The sequence below is a fragment of the Streptomyces sp. NPDC001108 genome (assembly GCF_053598535.1).
Map to the genome: position 1 here is coordinate 264,867 of NZ_JBSFKL010000005.1, position 25,562 is coordinate 290,428.

Below are 25,562 nucleotides of genomic sequence, written 5' to 3' on the forward strand. Positions count from 1 at the left end.
CATACCGAAGCTTTTTGTCGTCGAATTGCCAGGAGTGACCGTGATCCCCGGTGGCGGGCAGCCCAACATGCAGCAGTTGCTGCAGCAGGCCCAGAAGATGCAGCAGGACCTCGCCGCGGCCCAGGAGGAACTGGCCAGGACCGAGGTCGACGGCCAGGCGGGCGGCGGTCTCGTGAAGGCCACCGTCACCGGCTCCGGCGAGCTCCGCAACCTGGTGATCGACCCGAAGGCGGTCGACCCCGAGGACACCGAGACGCTGGCGGACCTCGTCGTCGCCGCGGTCCAGGCGGCGAACGAGAACGCGCAGGCGCTCCAGCAGCAGAAGCTGGGCCCGCTGGCCCAGGGCCTGGGCGGCATGCCCGGCCTCCCCTTCTGAGCCCCGCGCCCACCGAGAAACCAGACGACGCAGGTAGGAAAGGAAGGCGTTCCCGTTGTACGAAGGCGTGGTTCAGGACCTCATCGACGAGCTGGGCAGGCTGCCCGGCGTCGGTCCCAAGAGCGCGCAGCGGATCGCCTTCCACATCCTCCAGGCCGAGCCGACCGACGTGCGCCGGCTCGCCCACGCGCTCCTGGAGGTCAAGGACAAGGTGCGGTTCTGCTCGGTCTGCGGCAACGTCGCGCAGCAGGAGCAGTGCAACATCTGCCGGGACACACGCCGCGACCCGTCGGTGATCTGCGTGGTCGAGGAGCCGAAGGACGTCGTCGCGATCGAGCGGACCCGCGAATTCCGCGGCCGTTATCACGTACTGGGCGGTGCGATCAGCCCGATCGAGGGCGTCGGCCCGGACGATCTGCGTATCCGCGAGCTGCTGGCCCGCCTCGCCGACGGGTCGATCACGGAGCTGATCCTGGCCACCGACCCCAACCTGGAGGGCGAGGCCACCGCGACGTACCTCGCCCGGATGGTCAAGCCCATGGGCCTGCGGGTCACGAGGCTGGCCAGCGGTCTGCCGGTCGGCGGCGACCTGGAGTACGCGGACGAGGTGACCCTGGGCCGTGCCTTCGAGGGGAGGCGCCTGCTCGATGTCTGACACCGCCGGTGCGGGTGCCGGAGCCGGAGGCGATGCGTCCTTCGGTGTTCTTCCGGCGGCCGTTTACCCGACCGGTGCCGCGACTCACGGCAGCTTTAGGTTCGGCGGCGCTATGTTCTACTCACCGTTTGCGACCGTGCTCCGCGGGAGGTCCCCTCGATGTCCGACGCCACGCTGAACTCCGTCACGCAGGACCCGGACGACTTCGCCGTCCAGATCGCCGACCAGATCAAGACGTTCATCGTCGCGGTCACCGAGGTGTCCAGGGTCGAGGAGCCCGAGGAAGCCGTTCCCGTCCTGCTGCTCCAGGTGTCCCAGCTCCTGCTGGCGGGCGGCAGGCTCGGCGCGTACGAGGACATCGTCCCCGACGAGCGCTACGAGCCGGACCTGGGCGCGGAGCCGGACGCGGACGGGCTGCGCGAGCGGTTCGCCGTCCTGCTGGAGCCGATCGACGTCTACTCCGAGGTCTTCGACCCGTACGAGCCCCGCAAGGCCCCGGTCCCCGCCCGGATCTCGGACGGCCTGGCCGACCTGGTGACCGACCTGCGCCACGGCCTGGCCCACTACGAGGAGGACCGCACCACCGAGGCCCTGTGGTGGTGGCAGTTCTCCTACTTCTCCAACTGGGGCTCCACCGCCTCCGCCACCCTGCGCGCCCTCCAGTCCCTGATCGCCCACATCCGCCTCAACCAGCCCCTCCAGGAGCTGGACGGTCTGGACACCGACTCGGAGACCATCGACGACGAGCTGGCCGAGGAGGCGGGCCGCGTCATGGCCGAGGAGATCGCGGGCCCGCTGGGCCTGCGCCCGGTGCAGTAGCGGAGCTGTTCCTGCTGCTCGCGTCCGCGTGCGGTCGGGGTGCGGATCGTGCGGCCGATGTGGCCGGTGCGGTTGGCCCGGTGCGGAGCGTCGGTGATCGATTGGTGAGCGAAACATCTCACCATGTGGTATCAACGGGGCGTTTTCGGACCGCTCGTTAGACTGAGTCGACCGCAGTAATGGACTGAGCGAGGAGCGCACGTGGGCCTTGTCGTGCAGAAGTACGGAGGCTCCTCCGTAGCCGATGCCGAGGGCATCAAGCGCGTCGCCAAGCGAATCGTCGATGCCAAGAAGAACGGCAACCAGGTGGTTGTCGTGGTGTCCGCGATGGGCGACACGACGGACGAGTTGATCGATCTCGCGGAGCAGGTCTCCCCGATCCCTGCGGGGCGCGAGTTCGACATGCTGCTGACCGCCGGAGAGCGGATCTCCATGGCCCTGCTGGCGATGGCGATCAAAAACCTGGGCCACGAGGCCCAGTCGTTCACGGGCAGCCAGGCAGGCGTCATCACCGACTCGGTCCACAACAAAGCGCGCATCATCGATGTGACGCCGGGCCGGATCCGTACGGCGCTGAACGAGGGGAACATCGCGATCGTCGCGGGGTTCCAGGGCGTGTCCCAGGACAAGAAGGACATCACCACCCTCGGACGCGGCGGGTCCGACACCACCGCCGTCGCCCTCGCGGCCGCGCTGGACGCCGAGGTCTGCGAGATCTACACCGACGTGGACGGCGTCTTCACCGCCGACCCCCGGGTCGTCAAGAAGGCCCGGAAGATCGACTGGATCTCCTTCGAGGACATGCTGGAGCTGGCCGCGTCCGGCTCCAAGGTGCTGCTGCACCGGTGCGTCGAGTACGCACGCCGCTACAACATCCCGATCCACGTCCGCTCGTCCTTCTCCGGACTGCGCGGCACCTGGGTCAGCAACGAGCCGCAAGGGGACCAGAAGGTGGAGCACGCGATCATCTCCGGAGTCGCCCATGACGTCTCCGAGGCCAAGATCACCGTCGTCGGAGTGCCGGACAAGCCGGGCGAGGCCGCCTCGATCTTCCGCACGATCGCGAACGCGGAGATCAACATCGACATGGTGGTGCAGAACGTCTCCGCCGCGTCGACCGGGCTGACCGACATCTCGTTCACCCTGCCCAAGGCCGAGGGCCGCAAGGCCATCGACGCCCTGGAGCGCAACCGCGACGGCATCGGTTTCGCCTCGCTGCGCTACGACGACCAGATCGCGAAGATCTCGCTGGTCGGCGCCGGTATGAAGACCAACCCGGGGGTCACCGCGGGCTTCTTCGAGGCGCTGTCGGACGCCGGGGTCAACATCGAGCTGATCTCGACCTCCGAGATCCGCATCTCGGTCGTCACCCGCGCCGACGACGTCAACGAGGCCGTCCGCGCCGTGCACACCGCCTTCGGCCTCGACAGCGACTCCGACGAGGCCGTCGTCTACGGAGGCACCGGCCGATGACCGCCCGCCGCCCCTCGCTCGCGGTCGTCGGCGCGACCGGGGCGATCGGCGGCGTCATGCTCCAGATCCTCTCGCAGCACGCGGACGTCTGGGGCGAGGTGAGACTGGTCGCCTCGTCGCGCTCGGCCGGCCGCAAGCTGGTCGTGCGCGGCGAGGAGAGCGAGGTCCTCGAACTCACCGAATCCGTCTTCGACGGGGTCGACGTGGCACTGTTCCTGGTCCCCGACGAGGTCTCCGCGCGGTGGGCACCGATCGCCGCCACCAAGGGCGCGGTCGTCGTCGACGACTCCGCCGCCTTCCGGCTGGACCCGGACGTCCCGCTGGTCGTCCCCGAGATCAACCCCCATGCCGCACGGATCCGGCCGCGCGGCATCGTCGCGAGCCCGAACTGCACCACGCTCGCGCTGATCGTCGCGGTCGGCGCGCTGCACGCCGAGTTCGGGGTGCGGGAACTGGTCGTCTCCTCCTACCAGGCGGTGAGCGGGGCCGGCCGGGACGGCGTCGCGGCACTGCGCGAGCAGCTGTCGCTGGTCGCCGGTACGGAGCTGGGCACCAAGCCGGGCGACGTGCGCCGGGTCCTGGGCGACGCGGAGGCCGGCCCCTTCGCCGCGCCCGTCGCGCTCAACGTGGTGCCCTGGGCCGGAACGGAGGCCGGGGACGGCTGGTCGTCGGAGGAACTGGCGATCCGCGAGGAGTGCCGCAAGATCCTCGACCTGCCGGAGCTGCGCATCTCGGCCACCTGCGTGTACGTACCCGTCGTCGCGACGCACTCGATGTCCGTCCACGCCAGGTTCGAGAACGAGATCGCGGTCGACCGGGCCCACGAGATCCTGGCGACGGCACCGGGCGTCGTGCTGTACGACAACCCGGCGGCGGGCGACTTCCCGACACCGTCCGACGTCGTCGGCACCGACCCGACCTGGGTCGGAAGAGTGCGCAGGTCGATGGATGATCCGCGCGCCCTGGAGCTGTTCGTCTGCGGCGACAACCTCCGCAAGGGGGCCGCGTTGAACGTGGCACAGATCGCCGAATCGGTGGCCGCCGAGTTCCCCCGGTCCTGAACGGACCACTTTTGTACGGTCTGTGAACGCTCTGTGAGTAAGTTGAAACTCTCAACCTCTTGAGCTGGGGTGTCGCGGTATCCGACGATGATTTCCGGCCTGCTGCAACCACTGGCCCGGAGAGGTGCGTCTCTGTCGTCACCCCTGGCGCGGCGGGGCGCGCATTCGGGGCATCCGGGGTCTTCGGGGAAGAGCAGGTACGTATGAGGGCATGTCGCACGGCGGGGAACGCGGTGCCGCGCGCGTACAACCCTGACGGGGGGAAATGTGTCCAACTGGCGTGGCAGAGGTTCTCGACATCACAGTGGTGGGCCCGTTGCGCGGCGCTTCGGTGCGCCCGCTCCGGCGGCCCCGCGCGCCCGGCGGCATGCCGGTGATCGCGCCCATGCCCGCAGCCCGCTCCACCAGGTTGCCCGCGCAACGCGGGGGCGTTGAGGAGGGCGTGGCCGCCGGAACGACGGTCGATCACCTCACCGAGACCTACCGGGCCCACTACCGGTCGCTGCTGGGCCTCGCCGCCCTGCTCCTGGACGACACGGCCTCCTGCGAGGACGTGGTGCAGGAGGCGTTCATCCGGGTGCACTCGGCGCGCAACCGGGTGCGCGACCCGGAGAAGACGCTCGCGTATCTGCGCCAGACCGTCGTCAACCTCTCCCGCTCCGCGCTGCGCCGCCGCATCCTCGGGCTGAAGCTGCTCTCCAAGCCCATGCCGGACATGGCGAGCGCGGAGGAGGGGGCGTACGACCAGCTGGAGCGGGACGCGCTGATCAAGGCGATGCGGGGGCTGCAGCGGCGCCAGCGGGAGGTGCTGGTACTGCGCTACTTCGCGGACATGACGGAGGCTCAGGTCGCCGAGACGCTCGGGATATCCCTGGGTTCGGTCAAGGCGTACGGATCACGCGGGATCGCCGCGCTGCGGGTCGTGATGGAGGCGCAGGCATGAGCCGCCGTACGAACGGAAACGGTCCCGAGCACGAACAGGAACGTGGGAACGGGAACGGGAGCGAGGCTCCCCGCCCCGCCGGCGCCGAGGACCGGAACGAGCCGGTCGGCCCCGACGAACTGGCCGGTCCCGATGAGCCGGCCGGTCCGGACGAGTTGGGTGACCTGAGTGATCCGCGGGCGCTGAAGGACCTGCGCGACCTGCGGAACGTACGGGACCTGCGAGGGCTCTTCGGAGCGGGGCCGCACGACGCCCCCGACGACTCCCCGGGCGAAGCCCCGGACGGTGACGGCGGCGGGCGCGCCTTCGACGGGGACGTGCTGCGCGACCTGATGCACGGCGCCGTCAAGGACCTGAAGCCCGTCGACGGCACGCTCGACCACCTCAAGCGCGCGGTTCCCGCCCGGCGGGCCAAGCGGCGGCAGGCCGTCGTCGGTATGGCCGCGGCGGCGCTGCTCATCGGCACCGCCGTACCCGCCCTCGTGCACGTCGCGAACTCGGACGGGTCCAGCACCGCCAAGACCGCGATGGCCGGACACGGCGAGCAGGCGCAGGGCGGCAACGGAACGGACCGCGGCGCACAGGCCGGCGGGAAGAACACCAACGGGTCCACCGACGGCCAGGGCGACGGCGACCCGGACCGGCCCGCGAGCGCCGACGGCCCTGCGGACACCAACGGTTCCGACGGAGGCGGGGGGCTGTCCGGCGGCACCGCCGACCCGCACGGAGCCTCGGCCGACTCCCTGCCGAGCTGCGACGCGGGGCAACTCGGCGTCGCCTCGGCCGAAACCGGCGCGGCCGGCCCCGACGGGACGGTCTACGGCACCTTCCGGATCGCCAACGTCTCCGGCACGGAGTGCTCGGTCAGCGCGAGCGGCAGTGTGGGCTTCCAGGCCATCGGCGCGGCCGACCCGTCCAGGATCGCGGTCGTCCAGCACACCGCCGGTGACGCCGCGTCCGGGCTGCCCGACCCCTCTCAGGAGCAGCGGATGGTGCTGCTGAAGCCGTCGATGGCGTACGAGGTGAAGTTCGCCTGGGTGCCCAAGGACACCTGCCCGTCCACCGGAGCCTCGCCTAGCCCGACGCCGAGCGACGACACGGGCGGGGCGGGCGGCGCCGCGGCCGGAGCGGGCAGCGGCGACGGGAACGCGGCCACCGTCGCGCAGCTGGGCAGCGAGGACGGCAGCGGCGGCACGCAGGACGGCAGCATCGCCGTGACCCACATCCCGGAGGCGGGGGCGCCGGTCGCACAGACGCGGATCTCCAACGCCTGCTCGGGCACGATCTACCGGACCGGAGTACTGGCCCCGGCCTCCTGACCCCGTCGTCCCGCACAGCGCACGCGGCACGCATGGCACCCGCGGCGCACCGCGATACGTGCGACGCACGCGGCACGCGGTACGCATGGGACCCGTGCGGCGTACGTACCGTGCACGTACGTACCGCCCACGGGCCCTCAGGCCGTCCGGGACGGGGCCTCCGCCTTGTCGTCCCCGTGGTCGGCGGCCGCGCCCGCCTGGGCATCGGCTCCGGCTTCGGCTCCGGCCTCCGCATCCGCCCCGGCTTCGGGTCCGGTCTCCGCGACCAGACCCAGCTGCTGGTCACGTGCCGCCTCGGCCTCGCGGCGGACCAGCCGGAACCACATGAAGAGCACGAACCCGGCGAAGACGAACCACTCGCCGGTGTAGCCGAGGTTCTGGAACGCCTTCAGGTCGAGCCCGGTGCCCTGCGCCACCGCCGCCGGTACGGGACGCAGCGCCCCGGACGCCTTGGCCGCCCCCGGTTCCCCGGTGTCCTGGACCGTCACCCACGCGTCGTAGACGTCGTACGGGACGAGGTTGACCAGGGACGCGGCGCTGATCATGCCGAGCTGGCCGGCGGGGAGCCCGCCCCGCGTGTCGACCCCGTCGGTGGAGGCGGTCTCGGACGCCTGGAGGTCGCCGGTCACGGTGACCGTGCCGGTCGGCGCGGCGGGCACGGCGGTCCGGCCGGGCTCACCGGGCAGCCAGCCCCGTACCACCGGCAGCGCCTTGCCGCTGTCCGTGCGGAGCATGCTCAGGACGTAGAAGCCGGGCTTCTTGTCCAGCTCCCGGCCGGGCACCAGGAACTGGTCGGCGTACCGGCCGGTGGCGGTGGCGGGGCGGCCCGAGGTCACCGTGCTCACGGGCAGCAGCCGGTCGATCGGTTCGGCGGCTCTCGTGCCCGGTGCGGGCTGCTTCTCGGCCGCGTCGTGCGTCTGCACGCGGTCCTCGAAACGGCCGAGCTGCCAGGTGCCCATGAACACGCAGAACGGAATGGCCAGCACGACGAAGAGGTTGATCCCCCACCAGCGCGGGGTCAGCAGGAACCGGTACACCCCTCCACGGTACGGTCCTCCCTCCGCCCGCCCGGAGCGGGGTGCCCGCCCACGCGTCGCGCACCCCGCCCCTCGGCCTTCCACTTCCCGCCTTCCGCCTACGCGCCGGGCGCCTCAGCCCCGCCCAGGTGGCGCCGGGCGAAGTCCAGCTCCAGCCGGACCTGCTTGATCCGCTCCTCCACCACGAGCGAACCGTGCCCCGCGTCGTACCGGTACACCTCGTGCGGCGCGTCCCGCTCCTTCAGCCGGTCCACGTAGTTCTCGATCTGGCGGATCGGGCAGCGCGGGTCGTTGACGCCCGCCGAGATGTAGACCGGCGCCCGCACCGCGTCGACGTACGTCAGCGGGGACGAGGCCTCGAAGCGCTCGGGCACCTCCTCCGGCGTACCGCCCAGCAGCGTGCGGTCCATCGCCTTCAGGTCCTCCATCTCGTCCTGGTACGCCGTGACGTAGTCGGCGACCGGGACCGCCGCGAGGCCGAGGGCCCAGACGTCCGGCTGCGTACCGAGGCCGAGCAGGGTCAGGTAACCGCCCCACGAGCCGCCGGAGAGCACCAGCCGCTCCGGGTCCGCGAGGCCGGACTTCACCGCCCACTCCCGGACCGCCGCGACGTCCTCCAGCTCGATCAGCCCGATCCGGTGCTTCAGCGCGTCCGTCCACGCCCGGCCGTAACCGGTGGAACCGCGGTAGTTGACCCGGACGACCGCGTAGCCGTGGTCCACCCAGGCGGCCGGGCCGGAGGCGAAGGCGTCGCTGTCGTGCCAGGTCGGGCCGCCGTGCAGCTCGAACACCGTCGGGAACGGCCCCTCGGCCGGGGCGGCGGGGCGCTGCACGAGCGCGTGGATCCGGCCGCCGGGCCCGTCCACCCACACGTCCTCCACCGGGACCGACCCCGGCGCCTTCGGGCCCGGCGGATCGAGCACCACCGCCCCCGAGGTGGACCGGATCACCGGCGGCTGCGCGGCCGAGGACCACAGGTACTCCACCGTGCCGTCCGGCCGGGCCGTGGCCCCCGACACCGAACCGGCGGGCGTCTCCACCCGGACGGGCCCGCCCTCCGCCCCCGGCACGTACCGCCACAGGTCGCTGCGGGCCTCGAAGGCGTGCACGACCAGCAGCGCCGAGGCGTCCGGATACCACTCGGCGACCACGTCACCGGGCAGGCCGATCGAGAGCTCCGTCTCCTCGCCCGTCGTCGGGTCCCAGATCATCGGCTCCCAGCGGCCCCGGCGCTGATGCCCGACCAGCAGCCGGGTGTCCCCGGCCACCGGCGCGAAGCCCAGCACGGTCAGCCCCAGCTCCTTCGTACCGCCCTCGGTGTCGTCCAGCTCGGCGACCGTCGACCCGTCCGGCCGGACCACCCGCAGCGCGGAGTGCATCGCGTCGCCGTGCTCGGTGTGCTCCAGGGCGATCAGCGTCCCGTCCTGGCTGAGGTCGCCGACGCCCGCCGACTCGCGGTGGCGGTAGATCTCCACCGGGGGCTCCCCGGGCCGCACGACATGGACCGTCGTCCCGTCCTCGTCGGTGGAGCGACCGATCACCGCCGTGCCGTCCCGGCCGATGGCGAGCCCGGCCGGGTACGCGGGCCCGAGACCGGGCGCCGCCGGCTCGTCGGCCCCGCCACCGTGGAACGGCCGGCGCATCCACACCCCGAACTCGTCCCCGTCGGTGTCGTCGAACCACCAGATCGATTCCCCGTCGGGCGTCAGCGCCCCGTCCGTCGTGCCGTTGGGTCGGTCGGTCACCTGCCGCTGCTCGCCGGTGGCGCGGTCCCACGCGTACAGCTCGTACGTGCCCGTCGCGTTGGAGACGAACAGCGCGCGGTCGGGGGCGTCCTCCGCCCAGTCGGGCAGCGACACCCGCGGCGCCCGGAAGCGCTGCTCCCACGTCGGCGTGGAAGCGGGAGCGGGCGTTGTCGATCCGGTCGGTCCGGTCGAGCCGGTGGTCTCAGTCATGCCCCCATTCTGCGCGGCGACGCCGACAATTCGTTCGCCCCGCCCCCAGCCTGTGGATAACCTCCGGACCATGCATCTACCGACCCCCGCCGACTGGCACGAGGGGAACCGCGCACACTGGGACGAGCGGGTCCCCATCCACGCCGGGAGCGACTTCTACGACCTCGCCTCCTTCCGCGCGGGCAAGGAGGCCCTGCGCGATTTCGAACTCGCCGAGGTCGGCGACGTCACCGGCAGGTCGCTCCTGCACCTCCAGTGCCACATCGGGGTCGACACCCTCTCCTGGGCCCGGCACGGCGCCGCGCAGGTCGTCGGCCTGGACTTCTCCGAACCGGCCGTCGAGACCGCGCGCTCCCTCGCCCACGAGCTGGGGTTCTCCCCGGACCGGGCGGCGTTCGTCGCGGCCGACGTCTACGACGCGGCGCAGGCCGTCCCCGACTCCTCGTACGACATCGTCTACACCGGCGTCGGCGCGCTCAACTGGCTGCCCGACATCGTCCGCTGGGCCGAGACCGCCGCCTCGCTCGTGGCACCGGGTGGCTTCCTCTACCTCGCCGAGTTCCACCCGATGACGGACTGTCTGGACGACGGGACCGGGACGACGATCGCGTACGACTACTTCAGCCGCGACGCCTGGGTGGACGAGACGCCGGGCACGTACGCGGACTTCGACGCGCCCACCGTCCACAACCGCAGCGTCGAATGGACGCACCCGATCGGCGAGGTCGTCTCGGCGCTGGCCGCGACCGGGCTGCGCATCGAGTTCCTGCACGAGCACGACGTCTCGCTCTTCGCCCGGTTCCCCACGCTGGAGCGGCGGGACGACGGCTTCTACCGCTTCCCCGCCGACCGGCCGCGCATTCCGCTCATGTACTCCATCAAGGCGTCGAGGGCCGTCGCTTCCTGAGATCCGGAGAGGATCCCGGGACGCGCCCAGGCCCTGGTCCGGGCCGGTTGTCAGTGCCGGGGTCCACACTCGGATCCATGACGACGACTGCCGATCTGCGCGCCGCGGTGGAGACGTACTGGAGCGCGGCCGAGGCCCGCGACTGGGACGCCCTCGCCGCCACCCTGGCCGACGACGTGCTGTACGAGGTGCCGCAGACACGTGAGTACGTGCGCGGGAAGGAGCGGTACCTCCGGTTCAGCCGCGCGTGCCCGGAGGGCCGTAGCGTGCGCGTCGAGTCCGTGGTGACCGACGCCGGGGCGCGGCGGGCCGCCGTCCGAACCCGCTTCGTGATGGAAACGGACCTGGGCCTGGACCCGGACCTGGACCCGGGCGCGTCGGAGGCCGGTGCGCCCGGGGCGCACCGGCACCCGGGGGAGTCGCTCGCCCTGCACTTCTTCGTGTTCGACGAGGCGGGGCGGATCAGCGCGATCACCGGCTTCCGGCCCGAGCCGCGCGAGTTGTCCGAGTCGCCCGAGTCGTCCGAGCGCGGCGGACCGCCGTGGGAGAACCCGGGCGGCCCGCCGCGCCCCGTACCTCCGTCGCCCGCGTCCTACGCGGCCGAGCGGAAGGCCGGCAGATAGCCGCCGGACTGACCGGCGGCCTTGGGGTGGTACGAGTTGTAGACCGGCAGCGTCACGCTGTTCAGCCACGCGTCGCCGGAGCACAGCTCGTGCCCGGTGAACTCGTCGACCACGCTGGAGAAGGTGAACCCGGCGTTGGCGGCCTGCTTGGCGATGACCCCGTTCAGGACGTCCGAGGCGTTGTTGATGGCGGACCGTTCCTTCTCGGTGAGGCCCGCGATGCAGCTGCCGCTCAGCTGGTAGAAGCGCGGATAGCCCAGCACCACCACATGGGCCTGCGGCGCCCGCGAACGGATCGACGCGTAGAGCGAACTCAGGCCGGAAGGAAGCGAGTTGTTCATCTGGGAGACAGCGGTGGAGATGCTGCTGAGACAGGCGGTCTCACCGGACAGCACACAGTCCTGCATGACGCTGGCGAAACCGACGTCGTTCCCGCCCGCGGTGACGCTGACCAGGCCGGTGGACGAGCTGAGCGACCCGAGCTGGGTGGAGGCCACCGAGCTGGTCGTGGCGCCCGAACAGGCCACGAAGGCGAACGAGGAAGGCGAGTTGGCGGCGGCCCAGAGGTAGGGGTAGGCCTTGGTGCTGCGGCGGCAGTCGCCGCTGTCCGAGATATAGCTTCCGGAACCTACGCCGGAGGAGTACGAGTCGCCGAGGGCGACGTACCCGCCGGCGGCGGCCGAGGAGCTTGCCGAAGCGGGCTGGGCAACGCCCAGTGCGGCGACGGCGGCAAGGACCAGGGTGGATGCGGACGCCCAGAATCTCCGTACTGACATGGCTGTCAGCCCTCCGAAATGTGGGGGGTGGGTGGGGGGTTGATCGAGCGCCACGTTTCTAGCAGCTGTCAGTACCGGCCGGTAATAGCTGGGGAAGAACTAGTCTGATATGCCCGAATGATCGTTCGGGTGTCATAACTCCGCGCGTAGACAAACCCCCGTCCGAGCCCCGGACGGGGGTGGTGCGGAGGCGCGCGGAGTCAGGAATTCACCACGTGAAACCGCCCTCCGCGGCGGCACCCGGTGGGAGTGCCGCCGCGGAGGGCGGTTGGGGTGGCGGTTCGGGGGCTGCCCGGCGGATCAGCTTTGGGCGTGACCCGTTTCCGCCATCGTCTGGGGGTGGGAGGGTCAGTTGTGGCCGAACCTCCGCTGCTTCCGGTGGGAGACCTGCTCCGAGATCGAGCGCACCGTTTCCTGGGCGGCCGTCGGCCGCTCCTGCTCCTGGGTCCCCTTGGTCTCCGGGGTGGAGCTGCGTTCGTGGCCGCCGGTGCGGGCGCCCCGATTCTGTCGAGTCTGCTTCTTGCCCACGATCGTGCCTCCTGTTGCGGCTTTCGGACGATGGGCCATGACCAGACTCGCACGCGGTGACAAAAGGTGCATTCCGGGTTGTGTCTGTCGAGTGCGGCTCTCTCCGGATCACGCCCTCGGGCGGCGGACCAGCGCCTGGGCCAGCACCAGCACGCTCAGCCCGAACATCAGGACCCCGAGCGGAACGTGGACCGAGGGGACATGCGCGATCCCCAGCACCACTTGCGCCGAGGCGAGTACGAGAAAACCGGACGCGTACACGATCGACCGGGGCGAACCGCCGCCCGGCCGCCAGAGGAGGACCGCCGCGAGTACGTACAGCATCGACGCCCCGTACATCACCCGCGCACCGACGCCGTGCAGCGTCTCACCGTAGGAGGTGGCGAGCAGCAGCCCCGCCGTCACCGCCTGGAAGAAGATCGCCAAGGTCTGCAGAACCGTCGCGACCTGCACAAAGGTGACCAGGCCCCCCGATGTCGTGCCCGCGTCCGCTTCCGCCGTACCCGGTACTTCCGTCGCCCGTATGGCCATGACACGGTCCCCTCTTCTGCCTCGCGGCGGTGGTCAGTAACCTCTCGATGATTCGACGAAGCAGCCCCACGGAATGTGAGGCGGCAACGGGGGGCGAACATGGTCATGAGTACGGCGTTCGACAGAGCCCCCGGGGCGATGGACGGCGAGCGGCGCCGGTTGATCAACCTGGCCTACCGGCTCCTCGGCTCGCTGGCCGAGGCGGAGGACGCCGTACAGGAGACCTACGCCCGCTGGTACGCGCTGTCGCCGCGGCGTCGGGAGGCCGTCGAATCACCCGCCGCCTGGCTGACGACGGTGGCGAGCCGCATCTGCCTGGATGTGCTCGGCTCGGCACGGGTCCGGCGCGAGGCGTACGTCGGCGCGTGGATCCCCGACCCACTGCCCGACCGGATGGAGTGGCTCGGCGGGCGGCCGGTCGGCGGCGCTGCGGAGGCGGCCGATCCGGCCGACCAGGTCACCCTGGACGAGTCGGTGGACATGGCCTTTCTCGTCGTACTGGAGTCGATGACGCCCGCCGAGCGCGTGGCGTTCGTCCTGCACGACGTCTTCCGGTACAGCTTCGCGGAGATCGCCGGGATCATGGACCGTACGCCCGCGGCCTGCCGGCAACTGGCCTCCTCGGCGCGTCGGCGGATCGGGGCCGAACGGGCACGGCCTCCGGCCCTTCCGGTGTCCGATCAGGCCGGGCTGGTGCGGCACTTCAAGGAGGCGTGGGAGGCCAAGGACATCAGGGCCCTGGTCGGCCTCCTCGATCCCGACGCCGCACTGACCGCCGACGGCGGCGGCCTGGTCGGTGCCGTCCTCCGGCCGGTCGAGGGCAGTGAGCGCATCGCCCAGTACATGATCTACATCGCCGACAAGGCCCCGGGGCTGGAACTCCTGGAACGCTCGGTCAACGGCCGCCCCGGCCTGGTCGCCCAGCACGCGGGGGTCACGCTGACCGTGGCCGCGTTCCAGCTCACCGGCGATCGCATCAGCCACATCTGGGCCGTCCGCAATCCGGAGAAGCTCCGCCCCTGGACAGGCGGCGGAGGCCGCGCGGGAGACACGGAAGGCGCAGGGGGCACGGGAGGCGCGGGGGACACAAAGAACGAGGAGTGACAGCAGGGGCCGTACCCGTCCAGGGAGCCCGACACGGCCCGCACTTTCAGCCGACGCTCCGGGCGCACGCCGCCACCGCCGCGATCAGCCGGTGGTTCTCGGGCGCTCCTCCACCCCCGCCGAACGAGAACCGCCTCCGGGTGTAGCTGTAGGCGATCCCGGCGGCGGGATCGGCGAGGGCCTGGGCGCCGACCTCTCTCATCCCGATACCCCGACACCGCGCCGGGCTCGCTCCGTTGAGGAGAAGCAGGACGCGAGCCACAGGGCCTCCGGCATGTTCAGGATCACTCCACTGATGAACGGGATGGGCATGCTCCGCCGGAGCTCCTCCGGGAAGTCCCCGCCGAGATCGAGCCCCTGGGCCCAGGCGCCCGGCAGAAGCAGCCCGCTCGGCCTGATCGGTATCGGATTCCAGTCGAGGTCGCTGTGGAGGAGGGTGGCATGGGGCTCCCCGGGGCGCTGCCAGAAGATCAGCTGCTCATCGAACTCGTTGACCCAGTGCAGGACATGGTCCGAGCGATCGAAGACGACCCCCGCCATCTCTCCCAGGTGGGCCAGGACCGCGTTCCGTCCCCGGTACCCGCCGACGTACGCACGGGCCTCGTTCACGAAGTCCGCCACGGTGTTGTCGTCCAGCACCGACGACCCGGACAGTCTGATGGTGCGCGGCCGGTGGCCCTTCTGTCTTCCCACGCGGAGTTGCTTCGTGGCGTTGGCCCAGTACAACTGCTCCGTGTCCGGATCGAAGACGACGCAGAACACGGGCACGTTGCCGTTTGCCCACGTCTCGCCGTGCTGCCGCACCGGCACCGCGTAGCCGTACGACCGTCTCCACGAGACGCCGCCCTTCACCTGGACCTTGATGACGTCGTTGGTCACCCGCCCGGCGTGGGCGAAGGTGACGTACAGATCCTCGCCGTAGTCGTTCTGCCCCGAGATCTCCTCCACGACGTGATCGTGGCTCTGCAGCAGCGCCCGCAAGGCGTTCACCGCCGCCTGTTCCACCCTCCGCCCACTCGGGATCCTCGTCATGCCCCGCCCCCTCACGATCCGTGGTTGTCCGCTTTCAGCGTGCCACCAGGGTCTGACAACGGGGTAAGGGAAGGCGCCTCGTGTGGAGAGCGGCGGGCGTGGGACGGCCAGGGCGCCGGAGCGGCACCCTCGCTCGATCCGTGGCCCGAGCGGGGGTGCCAAACGGCTCCCGAAAGGTCTCGGAAACCACTCAGGGGCCTGATCCGATTTCTCGGATCAGGCCCCTGACCTGGTCTTACTGGCTGTCGGGGTGGCGGGATTTGAACCCACGACCTCTTCGTCCCGAACGAAGCGCGCTGCCAAGCTGCGCTACACCCCGATCGTCGCTGGTGTCCCGGCGACATCGATTACTTTAGCCCACCCGCGCCCGCAGACGAAATCCGGTTTCTGTGGAGCGGGGCGGGGAAGGGGGCCGGTGGTTCAGTCCCGGGCCGTCAGGGTCAGGAGCGTCGCCTCCGGGGGGCAGGCGAAGCGGACCGGGGTGTAGCGGTTGGTGCCGCAGCCGGCGGAGACGTGGAGGTAGGCGCGGCGACCGTCCACGGAGTGGGTGGAGAGGCCCTTGACCCGGTCCGTGTCCAGGTCGCAGTTGGTGACCAGGGCGCCGTAGAAGGGGATGCAGAGCTGGCCGCCGTGGGTGTGACCGGCCAGGATCAGCGGGTAGCCGTCCATGGTGAAGGCGTCCAGGGAGCGCAGGTACGGGGCGTGGACGACGCCGATGGAGAGGTCGGCGCCGGTCTCCGGGCCGCCTGCCACCTCGGCGTAGCGGTCGCGCTTGATGTGCGGGTCGTCCAGGCCGGTGAAGGCCAGCTCCATGCCGTCGATCTTGAGGCGGCCCCGGGTGTTGGACAGGCCCAGCCAGCCCGCCTCGTCGAAGGCGTCGCGCATGGGTTCCCACGGGTTGTGGACGACGCCGACCGCGGGGGCGTTCCCGTTGAGGCCGTGCTTGCCGCGGGCCTTCTCCACCAGGTAGCGGGCGGGGTTGCGCAGCTTCGGGCCGTAGTAGTCGTTGGAGCCGAAGACGTACACCCCCGGGAACTCCATCAGGGGGCCGAGCGCGTCGAGCAGCTCGGGCACGGCCTCGGGGTCGGAGAGGTTGTCGCCGGTGTTCACGACGAAGTCCGGGCGCAGGCCGGCCAGCGACTGGAGCCAGGCGCGCTTCTTGCGCTGGCCGCTCACCATGTGGATGTCGGAGACCTGGAGCACCCGCAACGGGCGTGCCCCGTGCGGCAGCACGGGGATGGTGACCCGTCGCAGCCGGAACGAGCGGGCCTCGAATCCGGCGGCGTAGGCGAGACCGGCCGCGCCGATCGCCGCGCCGACTGCCGTGACTTTCAGGGGGACTCCGTAGCGTGCGCGCATGTGTCCATCGTCGCAGACACCCTGCGGCCAGCGGAAAACCTGCGGGCGCGGGCTGCCCCGTACCTGCCACAATCAGCACATGACCACCACGCTCAAGGCGCAGCTCAAGGAAGACCTCACCACGGCCATCAAGGCGCGGGACGAGCTGACCTCGTCCACGCTCCGGCTGACCCTCACGGCCATCACGAAGGAGGAGGTCAGCGGTACCGCGGCCCGCGAGCTCTCCGACGACGAGGTGCAGAAGGTGATCGCCAAGGAGGCGAAGAAGCGCCGCGAGGCGGCCGAGGCCTTCGCGCAGGGCGGCCGGACCGAGCAGGCCGAGCGGGAGAAGGCGGAAGGCGTGGTGCTCGAGGCGTACCTGCCGAAGCAGCTCAGCGACGACGAGCTGGGCGCGATCGTGGCCGCCGCCGTCGAGGAGGCCAGGGCCGCCGGGGCCGAGGGGCCGCGCGCGATGGGCGCCGTCATGAAGATCGTGAACCCGAAGGTGGCGGGGCGTGCGGACGGTGGCCGGGTGGCCGCCTCGGTGAAGAAGCTCCTCGCGGGCTGAACCCGGCCGGGCAGCGCCCCGCGCGCGCAGCACGGCATCGAACGGAGCGGTCCGCGCGCGCGGCACGGAACACGGCGGAACAGAGCAGAACAGAACAGAGCGGGGGGCCTCCCGCGGATCCAGTATCCGCGCGAGGCCCCCCGCTCTGCTGTCGGGGCCGCTCAGGGGCCCTGCGTGCCGCCGTTGTTCTGGCCGCGGTGGCCGCCGTTGTTGCCGCCGTTCATGTTGGGCGGGACGGTGATGCCGGGGAAGGGGTTTCCGTCGTCGGGCTTCCCGCCCCCGTTTCCGGGCTGGTTGTGATCGCGGCCCTTGTCCTTGTTCTTGTCCCTGTCCTTGTCGTTCTTCTGCGGGTCCGGGATGTTCACCGTGTTGAAGGCGGGGGCGTCCACGCCCGCCAGTGCTCCCGTCATGGCGTCGCGCCAGATCGGTCCGGGGACCTGGCCGCCGTAGACCTTCGCCTGGAAGACGCCGCCGATCGTGATGTTCTCCATCTTGACGCCCTGGGTCGGGCTGCCGACCCAGACGGCACCGGACATGTTCGGCGTGTACCCGACGAACCAGGCGTTCTTACGGAAGTCGGTGGTACCGGTCTTGCCCGCGTTGTCGCGGTTCTGGAGGCCGGCCTGCTGACCCGTACCGGAGTCGATCACGCCGCGCAGCAGGGTGTTCACCGTGTCGGCGGTCGTCGGGGACATGGCCTGGGAGCAGGAGGTCTTGGGCACCGGGAGCGAGCGGCCGTTCGCCTTCGTGACCGAGAGGACCGCGACCGGTGTGCAGTACGTGCCGCGGTTGGCGAAGGCGGCGTACGCGCTGGCCATCGTCAGCGGGGACATCCCCTCCGTGCCGAGCGCGATGGCCGGGGTCTGCGGCAGCTTCGCGCCGTTGCCCTGGATCACGCCGAGCTTGTCGGTCAGCTGCGTCACGGGGCAGAGGCCGATGTCCTGCACCATCTGGATGAAGTAGGTGTTGACGGACTTCGCCATCGCCTCCTTCAGCGCGTACGGCCCGCGCTCCGACTCGTCCTCGTTCGGCACCGTCTCGCCGCTCGTGTTCACGTACGGCTTGGAGCAGGTCTGGACCGACGGGTAGGGCATCTCGTACGGCGAGGAGTAGACCTGGGTGGCGGGCCTGCCCCGCTCGATGGCGGCCGCGGCGACGAACGGCTTGAACGTCGAGCCGCTCGGGAAGCCGTAGTTCGAGCCGCCCATGTCCTTGTTGACCGAGTAGTTGTACTGGGTCTCGTCGTTCCCGAAGCCGTACGGCTTGGACTGGCCCATGCCCATGATCCGGCCGGTGCCCGGCTGGACCAGGGTCACCGCCGTCGCGACCTTGTCCGTCTTGTAGACGTGCTGGGCGATCGAGTTCTGCACCGACTGCTGGGACTGCGGGTCGAGCGTGGTCCGGATCGTCAGGCCGCCCTGGTTCCAGAGCTTGGCCCGGTCCTCCTTGGTCTTGCCGAAGACCGGGTCGGTGAGGAAGACGTGGCGCACGTAGTCGCAGAAGAAGCCGGCGCCGCTGACCGCGGTGATGCAGCCGTTCTTCGGCTTCTTGATGTGCAGCTTGATCGGTGTCTTCTTCGCCTTGTCGGCGGCGTCCTGCGAGATGTTCCCGACGTCGGCCATGCGCTGGAGCACCATGTTGCGGCGCTTGGTCGCCTCGGCCGAGTCGTTGACCGGGTCGAACCGGCTCGGCGACTGCACCACGCCGGCCATCAGCGCGGCCTCCTCCAGCGTCAGGTCCTTCGCGGACTTGGAGAAGTAGCGCTGCGAGGCGGCCTCGATGCCGTAGGCCTGCTGCCCGAAGAAGGTGATGTTGAGGTAGTTCTCCAGAATCTTCTTCTTGCCCAGCTCCTGCTCGACCTGGATCGCGTACTTCAACTCCTGGATCTTGCGGCCCATCGTCTGCTGGGTGGCCTGCGCGACCTTGTCGGGGTCGTCGCCCGCCTCCTCGACGAAGACGTTCTTCACGTACTGCTGGGTCAGCGTCGACGCGCCCTGCGCGGTGCCGCCCGACTGCACGTTGCGGTTGAGCGCGCGCAGGATGCCCTTGAGGTCGACGGCCCCGTGCTTGTAGAAGCGGGCGTCCTCGATCGCGATGATCGCCTGCTGCATGTACGGGGAGATGTCCTTCAGCGGGACGACGGTGCGGTCGCGCGAGTACACCGAGGCGATGAGGCCGCCCTTGCTGTCCAGGATCGTGGTGCGCTGGCTCAGCGGCGGAGTCTTCAGATTGGAGGGGATCTCGTCGAATCCCTCCACTGTCCCCTTGGTCGCGAGACCCAGTGCTCCGGCGGCCGGCAGCGCGATGCCCGCGAGGACGACTCCGGAGAGGGCGGCGACACCGAGGAACTTGGCGGCCTGCTGGGTCGTCGAGAGACCCCCGCCCGAGCGCTTCTTTGGCATGGGGGCAGCCTACGTTCTCATTCGCCGGACACACGTATATGCCTTGGCCTAAGCTGCTCCCAACTGTCACAGCAGCCCGGTTCCGCATCAACCCCCGTGCACGGCCCGGTCCCGATCCAAGGCGCACCCGAATTCGCCTTGTGTGTCATGGAGTGCCCGTTGTGAACCAGGAGGAGTGTCCCGGTTCGCAGGGGATCTTCTTATATGCCCTCGCCTCACTCCTCTGGGTGATCTGCCGTATACGCATAGTCCGTTCGGGCCATTCAAGATTGGGCCCGAAGGGGGTGTTGTGCTGTCGCCACCTTCCGTAACGTCCTCAACTGGCAGCGGTGAATATGCCGCTGTCGCCGTGGGGGAGCCTCGATTCGGGAGAGGACGGCGCCGTGATGGGCTGGGTAACCGACTGGAGTGCGCAGGCAGCCTGCCGCACTACCGATCCGGATGAACTGTTCGTACAAGGGGCAGCGCAGAACAGGGCCAAGGCGGTGTGCACCGGATGCCCGGTGCGGACCGAGTGCCTGGCCGACGCGCTGGACAACCGCGTCGAGTTCGGCGTGTGGGGCGGGATGACTGAGCGGGAGCGCCGCGCACTGCTGCGCAGACGTCCCACCGTGACGTCCTGGCGTCGCTTGCTGGAGACCGCGCGCAGCGAGTACGAGCAGTCGGCGGGCATCCTGCCCGTGGCGATCGGGCTGGACGACGACGAACTGCACGCGAGGTACGCCGCGGTGGGATAGTACGGACGAGCGCTACACGGCTCCGGCCGACGAGGAAGCGGACGAAGCGGAATCGGCGGAACCGGTCGAGAGCCTGTCACCCACGGCCCGGAGTCCTTCCAGGTCGTGCACGTCACCGGGCAGCGCGGCGACATGGGCCACCGCGACCTCCGGATGCAGCGCGGTGAAATGATCACGTGTGCGCTGTTCCCGCGCGACCAACTGCATGCGCTCGGCGTGCAGGCGCAGCAGCCCCGCGGTCAGCTCCTCGATGCTCTCCGTGCTCTCTGCGCGCTTCGTGGTCCTCGTGGTTCTCGTGTGCTCGTCGGTCCCGTCGTTGTTGCCGTTCTCGCCGTTCTCGTCGTTTTCGCCGCTCTCGGTCTCCGCGGTGTCGACGCTCTCCGTCTTCTCGACGTGCTGGGCGTTCTCGGTGTGCGCGTACTCGGACGTGGCAGCGGGCGCGACGGCGGCTTCGGGGGAGTCGGCCGCCCGGTCGGCCCGGTCACGAAGTCCAGCCTTCCCGGCCGTCTGATCCACAATGCCGATTCCGGAAAGATTTTCCGCGGCGGTGAGGGCCTGCTCCGCGGAGAGCCGGGCGGCGTCGCTGCCCTGGACCCGGTTGAGCACCAGCCCGGCCAGCGGCATCCGTTCCGCGGCCAGCCGCTCCACGAAGTACGCCGCCTCGCGCAGCGCGTCCCGCTCCGGCGTCGCGACGACCAGGAACGCCGTACCCGGCGCCTGGAGCAGCCGGTACGTGGCATCGGCGCGGGTACGGAATCCGCCGAACATGGTGTCCATCGCCGCGACGAAGGTCTGTACGTCGCGCAGGAACTGTCCGCCGAGCAGCTTGCCCAGGGTGCCCGTCATCATCGACATGCCGACGTTGAGGAACTTCATCCCGGCCCGGCCGCCCATCTTCGCCGGGGCCATCAGCAGTTTGATGAACTTCCCGTCGAGAAAGGACCCCAGCCGCTTCGGCGCGTCCAGGAAGTCCAGCGCGGAGCGCGACGGAGGGGTGTCGACGATGATCAGGTCCCACTCGTCGCGCGCACGCAACTGCCCGAGCTTCTCCATCGCCATGTATTCCTGGGTGCCCGCGAAACCGGCCGACAGGGACTGGTAGAAGGGGTTCTCCAGGATCGCGCGGGCCCGCTCGGGGTCCGCGTGCGCCTCGACGATCTCGTCGAAGGTCCGCTTCATGTCGAGCATCATGGCGTGGAGCTCCCCGGTGCCGCCGGCCCCGGCCACGCCCGTGTCGTCACCGGGCTCGGCGCCGGCGTCGTCACGCACGTCGTCGCCCTTGAGGCCCGGCACCCGGCGCGGGACGTTGTCCAGCGAGTCGATGCCCATGGACTGGGCGAGCCTGCGCGCCGGGTCGATGGTGAGGACGACGACCTTGCGGCCGCGTTCGGCCGCCCGTACGCCGAGGGCCGCGGCGGTGGTGGTCTTGCCGACGCCGCCGGAGCCGCAGCAGACGACGATCCGGATGTCCGGGTCGTCGAGGAGCGCGTCGACGTCCAGGGCGGGAGCCGGAGCGGGAACGTCGATCTCCTGGGCCTCACACGTCACTTGGCTCTCCTGGTCCTCCCCGGTCTCCTCGGTCTCGTGCCGCGTCATCCGTCCACCGCCTGTGCCGCTTCGTCGGCCACGCCCTGTTTGCGGAGCTCGATCGCCAGCTCGTAGAGACCGGCCGGGTCCATCCCCTCGCCGATCAGCGGGAGTTCGTACCCGGGCAGCCCCAGCTCGGCCAGTACGGCGCGCTGTTCGCGTTCCAGCCCGACGCGCTGGGCGTGCTCGGCGGCCTGCTCGACCAGGGGGCGGACGAGCGCGGCGGAGCCGGTCACCCCGGCGCGGGTCAGGGCCTTGGCGATCTCCTTGCGGCGGCCGGTCGCGGCGGTGCGCAGGGTGTCCTCGTCGAGCAGGTGGGGGCGGACCATGTTCACGATCACCCGGCCCACCGGCAGCTCGGCGGCGCGCAGCTCGGCGATGCCGTCGGCGGTCTCCTGGACCGGCATCTCCTCCAGCAGCGTCACCAGATGGACGGCGGTCGCGGGGGACTTCAGCACCCGCATCACGGCCTGGGCCTGGTTGTGTATCGGGCCGATCCGGGCCAGCCCGGCCACCTCGTCGTTCACGTTGAGGAAGCGGGTGACGCGGCCGGTGGGCGGGGCGTCCATGATCACGTGGTCGTAGACGTACCGGTTCTGCTTGTCCTTGCGGCGTACGGCCTCGCAGGCCTTGCCGGTCAGCAGCACGTCCCGCACGCCGGGCGCGATCGTGGTGGCGAAGTCGATCGCGCCGAGCTTCTTGAGCGCCCGGCCCGCGCTGCCCAGCTTGTAGAACATCTGGAGGTAGTCGAGCAGGGCGCGCTCCGCGTCGATCGCGAGGGCGTACACCTCCCCGCCGCCCGGCGCGACGGCGATCTTGCGCTCCTCGTACGGAAGGGCCTCCGTCTCGAAGAGCTGGGCGATGCCCTGCCTGCCCTCGACCTCCACGAGGAGAGTGCGCTTGCCCTCGGTCGCGAGGGCAAGCGCGAGGGCGGCGGCGACCGTGGTCTTACCGGTACCGCCCTTGCCGCTGACGACCTGGAACCTGCTCACGTATTCGAGCCTAACCAGTCGTGCCGCACGCTACGCACGAGGCCGTGCGTGCCAGGTATTACAGTCGGGCCCATGACCAAGTGGGAATACGCGACCGTGCCCCTTCTCGTGCACGCGACCAAGCAGATTCTGGACACCTGGGGCGAGGACGGCTGGGAGCTGGTCCAGGTCGTTCCCGGCCCGAACAACCCCGAGCAGCTCGTGGCCTACCTGAAGCGGGAGAAGGCGTAGTGGCGGGCGCGGTCGAGGCGAGGCTCGCCGAGCTCGGGCTGACGCTGCCGGACGTCGTGCCGCCGCTGGCCTCGTACCAGCCGGCCGTGCGGTCCGGGGCGTACGTGTACACCTCCGGCCAGCTGCCGATGGTGGAGGGCAAGCTCGCGGTCACCGGCAAGGTCGGTGCGGAGGTCACGGCCGACGAGGCCAAGGACCTGGCGCGGACCTGTGCGCTCAACGCGCTGGCCGCCGTGAAGTCCGTGGTGGGCGACCTGGACCGGATCGCCCGGGTGGTGAAGGTCGTGGGCTTCGTCGCCTCGGCCTCCGACTTCACCGGGCAGCCGGGCGTCATCAACGGTGCCAGCGAGCTGCTGGGCGAGGTCCTCGGCGAGAAGGGCGTGCACGCGCGGAGCGCGGTGGGCGTCGCGGTGCTGCCGCTGGACGCGCCGGTCGAGGTCGAGATCCAGGTCGAGCTGACCGGAGCCTGAGGCCCAGGCCCCTGTTCTCCGTTGTTTCTTCGGTTTCTTCCGTCTCATCCGTCTCTTCGATGTGCTCCGATCCCGTCCGGTCATGACGACCGGGCGGGATCGCGCGTACCCGGCCCTGGCGCCCGTGCGCGGGGGAGGGAGTGGATCTGTTCACCTCTCGAACATCGGCGTGGTTCCGGATAGCCTCCGGCCATGTCCAATGGTCAGTGGTACCCACCGGAATGGCCCGACCGGATCCGGGCACTCGCCGCAGGTGAGCTGAGGCCCGGGACCCCGAAGCGGGCCGCCACCGTGATGCTGCTCCGGGACTCCGCCGCCGGTACGGGCCAGGGCCCCGCCGTCCACATGCTCCGCCGCCGCACCTCCATGGCCTTCGCCGGAGGCGCGTACGCCTATCCGGGTGGCGGGGTCGACCCGCGCGACGACGACCGGCTGGTCGGCTGGGCCGGGCCCGCGCTGGAGAGCTGGGCGGAGCGGCTGGGCGTCGACACCCCGGCCCAGGCCCAGGCCATCGTGTGCGCGGCGGTCCGCGAGACGTACGAGGAGGCGGGCGTCCTGCTCGCCGGGGAGAGCGCCGACACGGTGGTGGGCGACACCACGGGCGCCGACTGGGAGGCCGACCGGGCGGCGCTGGTCGCCCGGGAGCTGTCCTTCGCGGAGTTCCTCGACCGGCGGGGCCTGGTGCTCCGCTCCGACCTGCTGGCCGCCTGGGCGCGCTGGATCACTCCCGAGTTCGAGCCCCGGCGCTACGACACCTGGTTCTTCGTCGCCGCCCTCCCCGAGCGCCAGCGCACCCGCAACGCCTCCACGGAGGCCGACCGCACGGTCTGGATCGGCCCCGGCGAGGCGGCGGACGGGTACGACCGGGGCGAGCTGCTGATGATGCCGCCGACCGTCTCCACGCTGCGGTCGCTGAGGCCGTACGGGACGGCCGCGGAGGCCCTGAAGGCGGCGGAGTCCCAGGACCTCACCCCCGTACTGGCGCGGGCGCGGCTGGAGGGGGACGAGCTGGTGCTGAGCTGGCCGGGACACGACGAGTTCACCAAGCGCATCACGCACACCACAGACAGTACGGACACCGCGCGCATACCGGGCGGCGGCGTGAGCGGTGAGGCCGGATGAGCGGGGCCTCGGCCCTTCCCGGGCAGCCGCGGGGCGGGGTGCTGTCCGGCCCCGCCACCAGCCGTGCCGTCAACGTCCTCGCCCCCAACGCCTCAGCGATGACGCTGGACGGCACCAACACCTGGATCGTGGCCGAGCCCGATTCCGATCTCGCCGTCGTCATCGACCCCGGCCCGCTGGACGACGGGCACCTGCGGGCCGTGATCGACACCGCCGAACGGGCCGGGCGCCGGATCGCGCTCACCCTGCTCACCCACGGGCACCCCGACCACGCGGAGGGCGCGGCCCGCTTCGCCGAGCTGACCCGTACGAAGGTGCGGGCCCTGGACCCGGCGCTGCGGCTGGGCGACGAGGGGCTGACCACGGGCGACGTGATCACCACCGGCGGCCTGGAGCTCCGGGTGGTGCCGACCCCGGGCCACACCGCGGACTCGCTCTCCTTCCACCTGCCCGCCGACCGGGCGGTGCTGACCGGGGACACCGTCCTCGGGCGCGGCACGACGGTCGTCGCGCATCCGGACGGACGGCTCGGCGACTACCTCGACTCGTTGCGGCGACTGCGTTCACTGACCGTGGACGACGGTGTGTACACGGTGCTGCCGGGGCACGGGCCGGTGCTGGACGACGCCCAGGGCGCGATCGAGTACTACCTCGCGCACCGCGCGCACCGGCTGGCCCAGGTGGAGTCGGCGGTCGAGGCCGGGTACCGGACGGCGCCGGAGGTCGTGGCGCGGGTCTACGCGGACGTGGACCGCTCGCTGTGGCCGGCCGCGCAGCTCTCGGTGCTGGCCCAGCTGGAGTACCTGGACGGGCACGGGGCGGTCTGAGCACGGGCGGGTTCGAGCACAACCGGCCCGGCCTGAGTGCGTGCCGGCCTGAGTACGCGGGCCTGGACGCGGGCGAGGCCCCGCCGAAACGGCGGGGCCTCGTACGTCACGCGGCGCGTACGGGGCGTACGCGCGGTCCTGACGGGGTC

27 protein-coding genes and 1 tRNA gene are annotated in these 25,562 nt (G+C 70.8%); 16 read left to right on the plus strand and 12 right to left on the minus strand.

Annotated elements, in window-relative coordinates; genetic code table 11:
• Positions 1–40: 40 nt before the first annotated feature.
• The 7 genes from ACWC97_RS14665 to ACWC97_RS14695 all read left to right on the plus strand — a co-directional run bounded on the left by ACWC97_RS14665 (position 41) and on the right by ACWC97_RS14695 (position 6,646).
• Positions 41–376, plus strand: coding sequence for a YbaB/EbfC family nucleoid-associated protein (locus tag ACWC97_RS14665; RefSeq protein ID WP_352275815.1), 336 nt, complete (start codon positions 41–43; stop codon positions 374–376).
• A 55-nt stretch (positions 377–431) separates the two neighbouring features.
• Complete coding sequence (gene recR, locus ACWC97_RS14670) at positions 432–1,031, plus strand: recombination mediator RecR (protein ID WP_124719582.1); 600 nt, start codon at positions 432–434, stop codon at positions 1,029–1,031.
• A 159-nt stretch (positions 1,032–1,190) separates the two neighbouring features.
• Positions 1,191–1,850 (plus strand): DUF5063 domain-containing protein, encoded by a 660-nt coding sequence (locus ACWC97_RS14675; RefSeq protein ID WP_352275673.1) that lies wholly within the window; start codon positions 1,191–1,193, stop codon positions 1,848–1,850.
• Between the two features lie 201 nt (positions 1,851–2,051).
• Entirely contained in the window at positions 2,052–3,323 is a 1,272-nt protein-coding gene (locus ACWC97_RS14680; RefSeq protein ID WP_352275670.1) for an aspartate kinase, read from the plus strand.
• Positions 3,320–4,384, plus strand: a complete 1,065-nt coding sequence (locus ACWC97_RS14685) for an aspartate-semialdehyde dehydrogenase (RefSeq protein WP_352275668.1) — start codon at positions 3,320–3,322, stop codon at positions 4,382–4,384. Before ACWC97_RS14680 ends, ACWC97_RS14685 begins: the two co-directional genes overlap by 4 nt.
• Before the next feature lie 367 nt (positions 4,385–4,751).
• Positions 4,752–5,327 carry a SigE family RNA polymerase sigma factor gene (locus ACWC97_RS14690; protein ID WP_352275814.1) on the plus strand — a complete coding sequence of 192 codons (576 nt, stop codon included), beginning with the start codon at positions 4,752–4,754 and terminating at the stop codon, positions 5,325–5,327.
• Positions 5,324–6,646 (plus strand): hypothetical protein, encoded by a 1,323-nt coding sequence (locus ACWC97_RS14695; protein WP_450649497.1) that lies wholly within the window; start codon positions 5,324–5,326, stop codon positions 6,644–6,646. The genes ACWC97_RS14690 and ACWC97_RS14695 overlap by 4 nt, the downstream gene beginning before the upstream one ends.
• Positions 6,647–6,783: 137 nt before the next feature.
• On the opposite strand, the gene ACWC97_RS14700 is transcribed toward ACWC97_RS14695, so the two are convergent.
• Entirely contained in the window at positions 6,784–7,683 is a 900-nt protein-coding gene (locus ACWC97_RS14700) for an SURF1 family protein (protein ID WP_450649499.1), read from the minus strand.
• A 98-nt stretch (positions 7,684–7,781) separates the two neighbouring features.
• Positions 7,782–9,638 (minus strand): S9 family peptidase, encoded by a 1,857-nt coding sequence (locus ACWC97_RS14705; RefSeq protein ID WP_352275662.1) that lies wholly within the window; start codon positions 9,636–9,638, stop codon positions 7,782–7,784.
• 70 nt (positions 9,639–9,708) lie between these two features.
• Between ACWC97_RS14705 and ACWC97_RS14710 the strand changes: the two genes are divergently transcribed.
• Positions 9,709–10,545: a class I SAM-dependent methyltransferase gene (locus tag ACWC97_RS14710; RefSeq protein ID WP_450649501.1), complete on the plus strand. Its 837-nt coding sequence runs from the start codon at positions 9,709–9,711 to the stop codon at positions 10,543–10,545.
• A gap of 77 nt (positions 10,546–10,622) precedes the next feature.
• Entirely contained in the window at positions 10,623–11,168 is a 546-nt protein-coding gene (locus ACWC97_RS14715) for a nuclear transport factor 2 family protein (RefSeq protein WP_450649503.1), read from the plus strand.
• Here the strand turns inward: ACWC97_RS14715 and ACWC97_RS14720 are convergent.
• The 3 genes from ACWC97_RS14720 to ACWC97_RS14730 all read right to left on the minus strand — a co-directional run bounded on the left by ACWC97_RS14720 (position 11,138) and on the right by ACWC97_RS14730 (position 13,003).
• Positions 11,138–11,944: an SGNH/GDSL hydrolase family protein gene (locus ACWC97_RS14720; protein ID WP_352275659.1), complete on the minus strand. Its 807-nt coding sequence runs from the start codon at positions 11,942–11,944 to the stop codon at positions 11,138–11,140. The two genes, ACWC97_RS14715 and ACWC97_RS14720, sit on opposite strands and share 31 nt — an antisense overlap.
• A gap of 348 nt (positions 11,945–12,292) precedes the next feature.
• Positions 12,293–12,472 carry a hypothetical protein gene (locus ACWC97_RS14725; RefSeq protein WP_352275657.1) on the minus strand — a complete coding sequence of 60 codons (180 nt, stop codon included), beginning with the start codon at positions 12,470–12,472 and terminating at the stop codon, positions 12,293–12,295.
• Between the two features lie 108 nt (positions 12,473–12,580).
• Positions 12,581–13,003: a hypothetical protein gene (locus ACWC97_RS14730; RefSeq protein ID WP_450649505.1), complete on the minus strand. Its 423-nt coding sequence runs from the start codon at positions 13,001–13,003 to the stop codon at positions 12,581–12,583.
• Positions 13,004–13,108: 105 nt separating this feature from the next.
• On the opposite strand from ACWC97_RS14730, the gene sigJ reads away from it, so the two are divergent.
• Complete coding sequence (gene sigJ / locus ACWC97_RS14735; RefSeq protein WP_450649507.1) at positions 13,109–14,107, plus strand: RNA polymerase sigma factor SigJ; 999 nt, start codon at positions 13,109–13,111, stop codon at positions 14,105–14,107.
• Positions 14,108–14,153: 46 nt separating this feature from the next.
• On the opposite strand, the gene ACWC97_RS14740 is transcribed toward sigJ, so the two are convergent.
• The 4 genes from ACWC97_RS14740 to ACWC97_RS14755 all read right to left on the minus strand — a co-directional run bounded on the left by ACWC97_RS14740 (position 14,154) and on the right by ACWC97_RS14755 (position 16,498).
• Positions 14,154–14,309, minus strand: a complete 156-nt coding sequence (locus tag ACWC97_RS14740; protein WP_450649508.1) for a hypothetical protein — start codon at positions 14,307–14,309, stop codon at positions 14,154–14,156.
• A complete protein-coding gene (locus ACWC97_RS14745) occupies positions 14,306–15,139 on the minus strand; it encodes a DUF4365 domain-containing protein (protein ID WP_450649510.1) in 834 nt (277 codons plus the stop codon). Before ACWC97_RS14745 ends, ACWC97_RS14740 begins: the two co-directional genes overlap by 4 nt.
• 245 nt (positions 15,140–15,384) lie before the next feature.
• Positions 15,385–15,458 (minus strand) — tRNA-Pro (locus tag ACWC97_RS14750).
• A gap of 101 nt (positions 15,459–15,559) precedes the next feature.
• Positions 15,560–16,498, minus strand: coding sequence for a metallophosphoesterase (locus tag ACWC97_RS14755; RefSeq protein WP_352275649.1), 939 nt, complete (start codon positions 16,496–16,498; stop codon positions 15,560–15,562).
• Between the two features lie 79 nt (positions 16,499–16,577).
• Here ACWC97_RS14755 and ACWC97_RS14760 point away from each other — a divergent pair, with 79 nt between their 5' ends.
• A complete protein-coding gene (locus ACWC97_RS14760) occupies positions 16,578–17,045 on the plus strand; it encodes a GatB/YqeY domain-containing protein (RefSeq protein ID WP_450649512.1) in 468 nt (155 codons plus the stop codon).
• A gap of 161 nt (positions 17,046–17,206) precedes the next feature.
• Here the strand turns inward: ACWC97_RS14760 and ACWC97_RS14765 are convergent, their stop codons facing one another.
• A complete protein-coding gene (locus tag ACWC97_RS14765) occupies positions 17,207–19,447 on the minus strand; it encodes a transglycosylase domain-containing protein (protein ID WP_385203490.1) in 2,241 nt (746 codons plus the stop codon).
• Between the two features lie 386 nt (positions 19,448–19,833).
• Here ACWC97_RS14765 and ACWC97_RS14770 point away from each other — a divergent pair, with 386 nt between their 5' ends.
• The gene (locus ACWC97_RS14770) at positions 19,834–20,184 is read left to right on the plus strand and encodes a WhiB family transcriptional regulator (protein WP_352275812.1); all 351 of its coding nucleotides are present in this window, start codon (positions 19,834–19,836) and stop codon (positions 20,182–20,184) included.
• Between the two features lie 12 nt (positions 20,185–20,196).
• Here ACWC97_RS14770 and ACWC97_RS14775 read toward each other — a convergent pair whose 3' ends face one another.
• Both ACWC97_RS14775 and ACWC97_RS14780 read right to left on the minus strand, forming a co-directional pair.
• Entirely contained in the window at positions 20,197–21,780 is a 1,584-nt protein-coding gene (locus ACWC97_RS14775; RefSeq protein WP_450649514.1) for an ArsA family ATPase, read from the minus strand.
• A complete protein-coding gene (locus ACWC97_RS14780) occupies positions 21,777–22,763 on the minus strand; it encodes an ArsA family ATPase (RefSeq protein ID WP_450649516.1) in 987 nt (328 codons plus the stop codon). The genes ACWC97_RS14775 and ACWC97_RS14780 overlap by 4 nt, the downstream gene beginning before the upstream one ends.
• Before the next feature lie 72 nt (positions 22,764–22,835).
• On the opposite strand from ACWC97_RS14780, the gene ACWC97_RS14785 reads away from it, so the two are divergent.
• The 4 genes from ACWC97_RS14785 to ACWC97_RS14800 all read left to right on the plus strand — a co-directional run bounded on the left by ACWC97_RS14785 (position 22,836) and on the right by ACWC97_RS14800 (position 25,413).
• The gene (locus tag ACWC97_RS14785; RefSeq protein ID WP_003967454.1) at positions 22,836–22,994 is read left to right on the plus strand and encodes a DUF4177 domain-containing protein; all 159 of its coding nucleotides are present in this window, start codon (positions 22,836–22,838) and stop codon (positions 22,992–22,994) included.
• Complete coding sequence (locus tag ACWC97_RS14790; protein ID WP_366299038.1) at positions 22,994–23,464, plus strand: RidA family protein; 471 nt, start codon at positions 22,994–22,996, stop codon at positions 23,462–23,464. Before ACWC97_RS14785 ends, ACWC97_RS14790 begins: the two co-directional genes overlap by 1 nt.
• 192 nt (positions 23,465–23,656) lie before the next feature.
• Positions 23,657–24,586: an NUDIX hydrolase gene (locus ACWC97_RS14795; RefSeq protein ID WP_450649519.1), complete on the plus strand. Its 930-nt coding sequence runs from the start codon at positions 23,657–23,659 to the stop codon at positions 24,584–24,586.
• Positions 24,583–25,413, plus strand: coding sequence for an MBL fold metallo-hydrolase (locus ACWC97_RS14800; protein WP_450649521.1), 831 nt, complete (start codon positions 24,583–24,585; stop codon positions 25,411–25,413). Before ACWC97_RS14795 ends, ACWC97_RS14800 begins: the two co-directional genes overlap by 4 nt.
• The last annotated feature ends 149 nt before the right edge of the window (positions 25,414–25,562 follow it).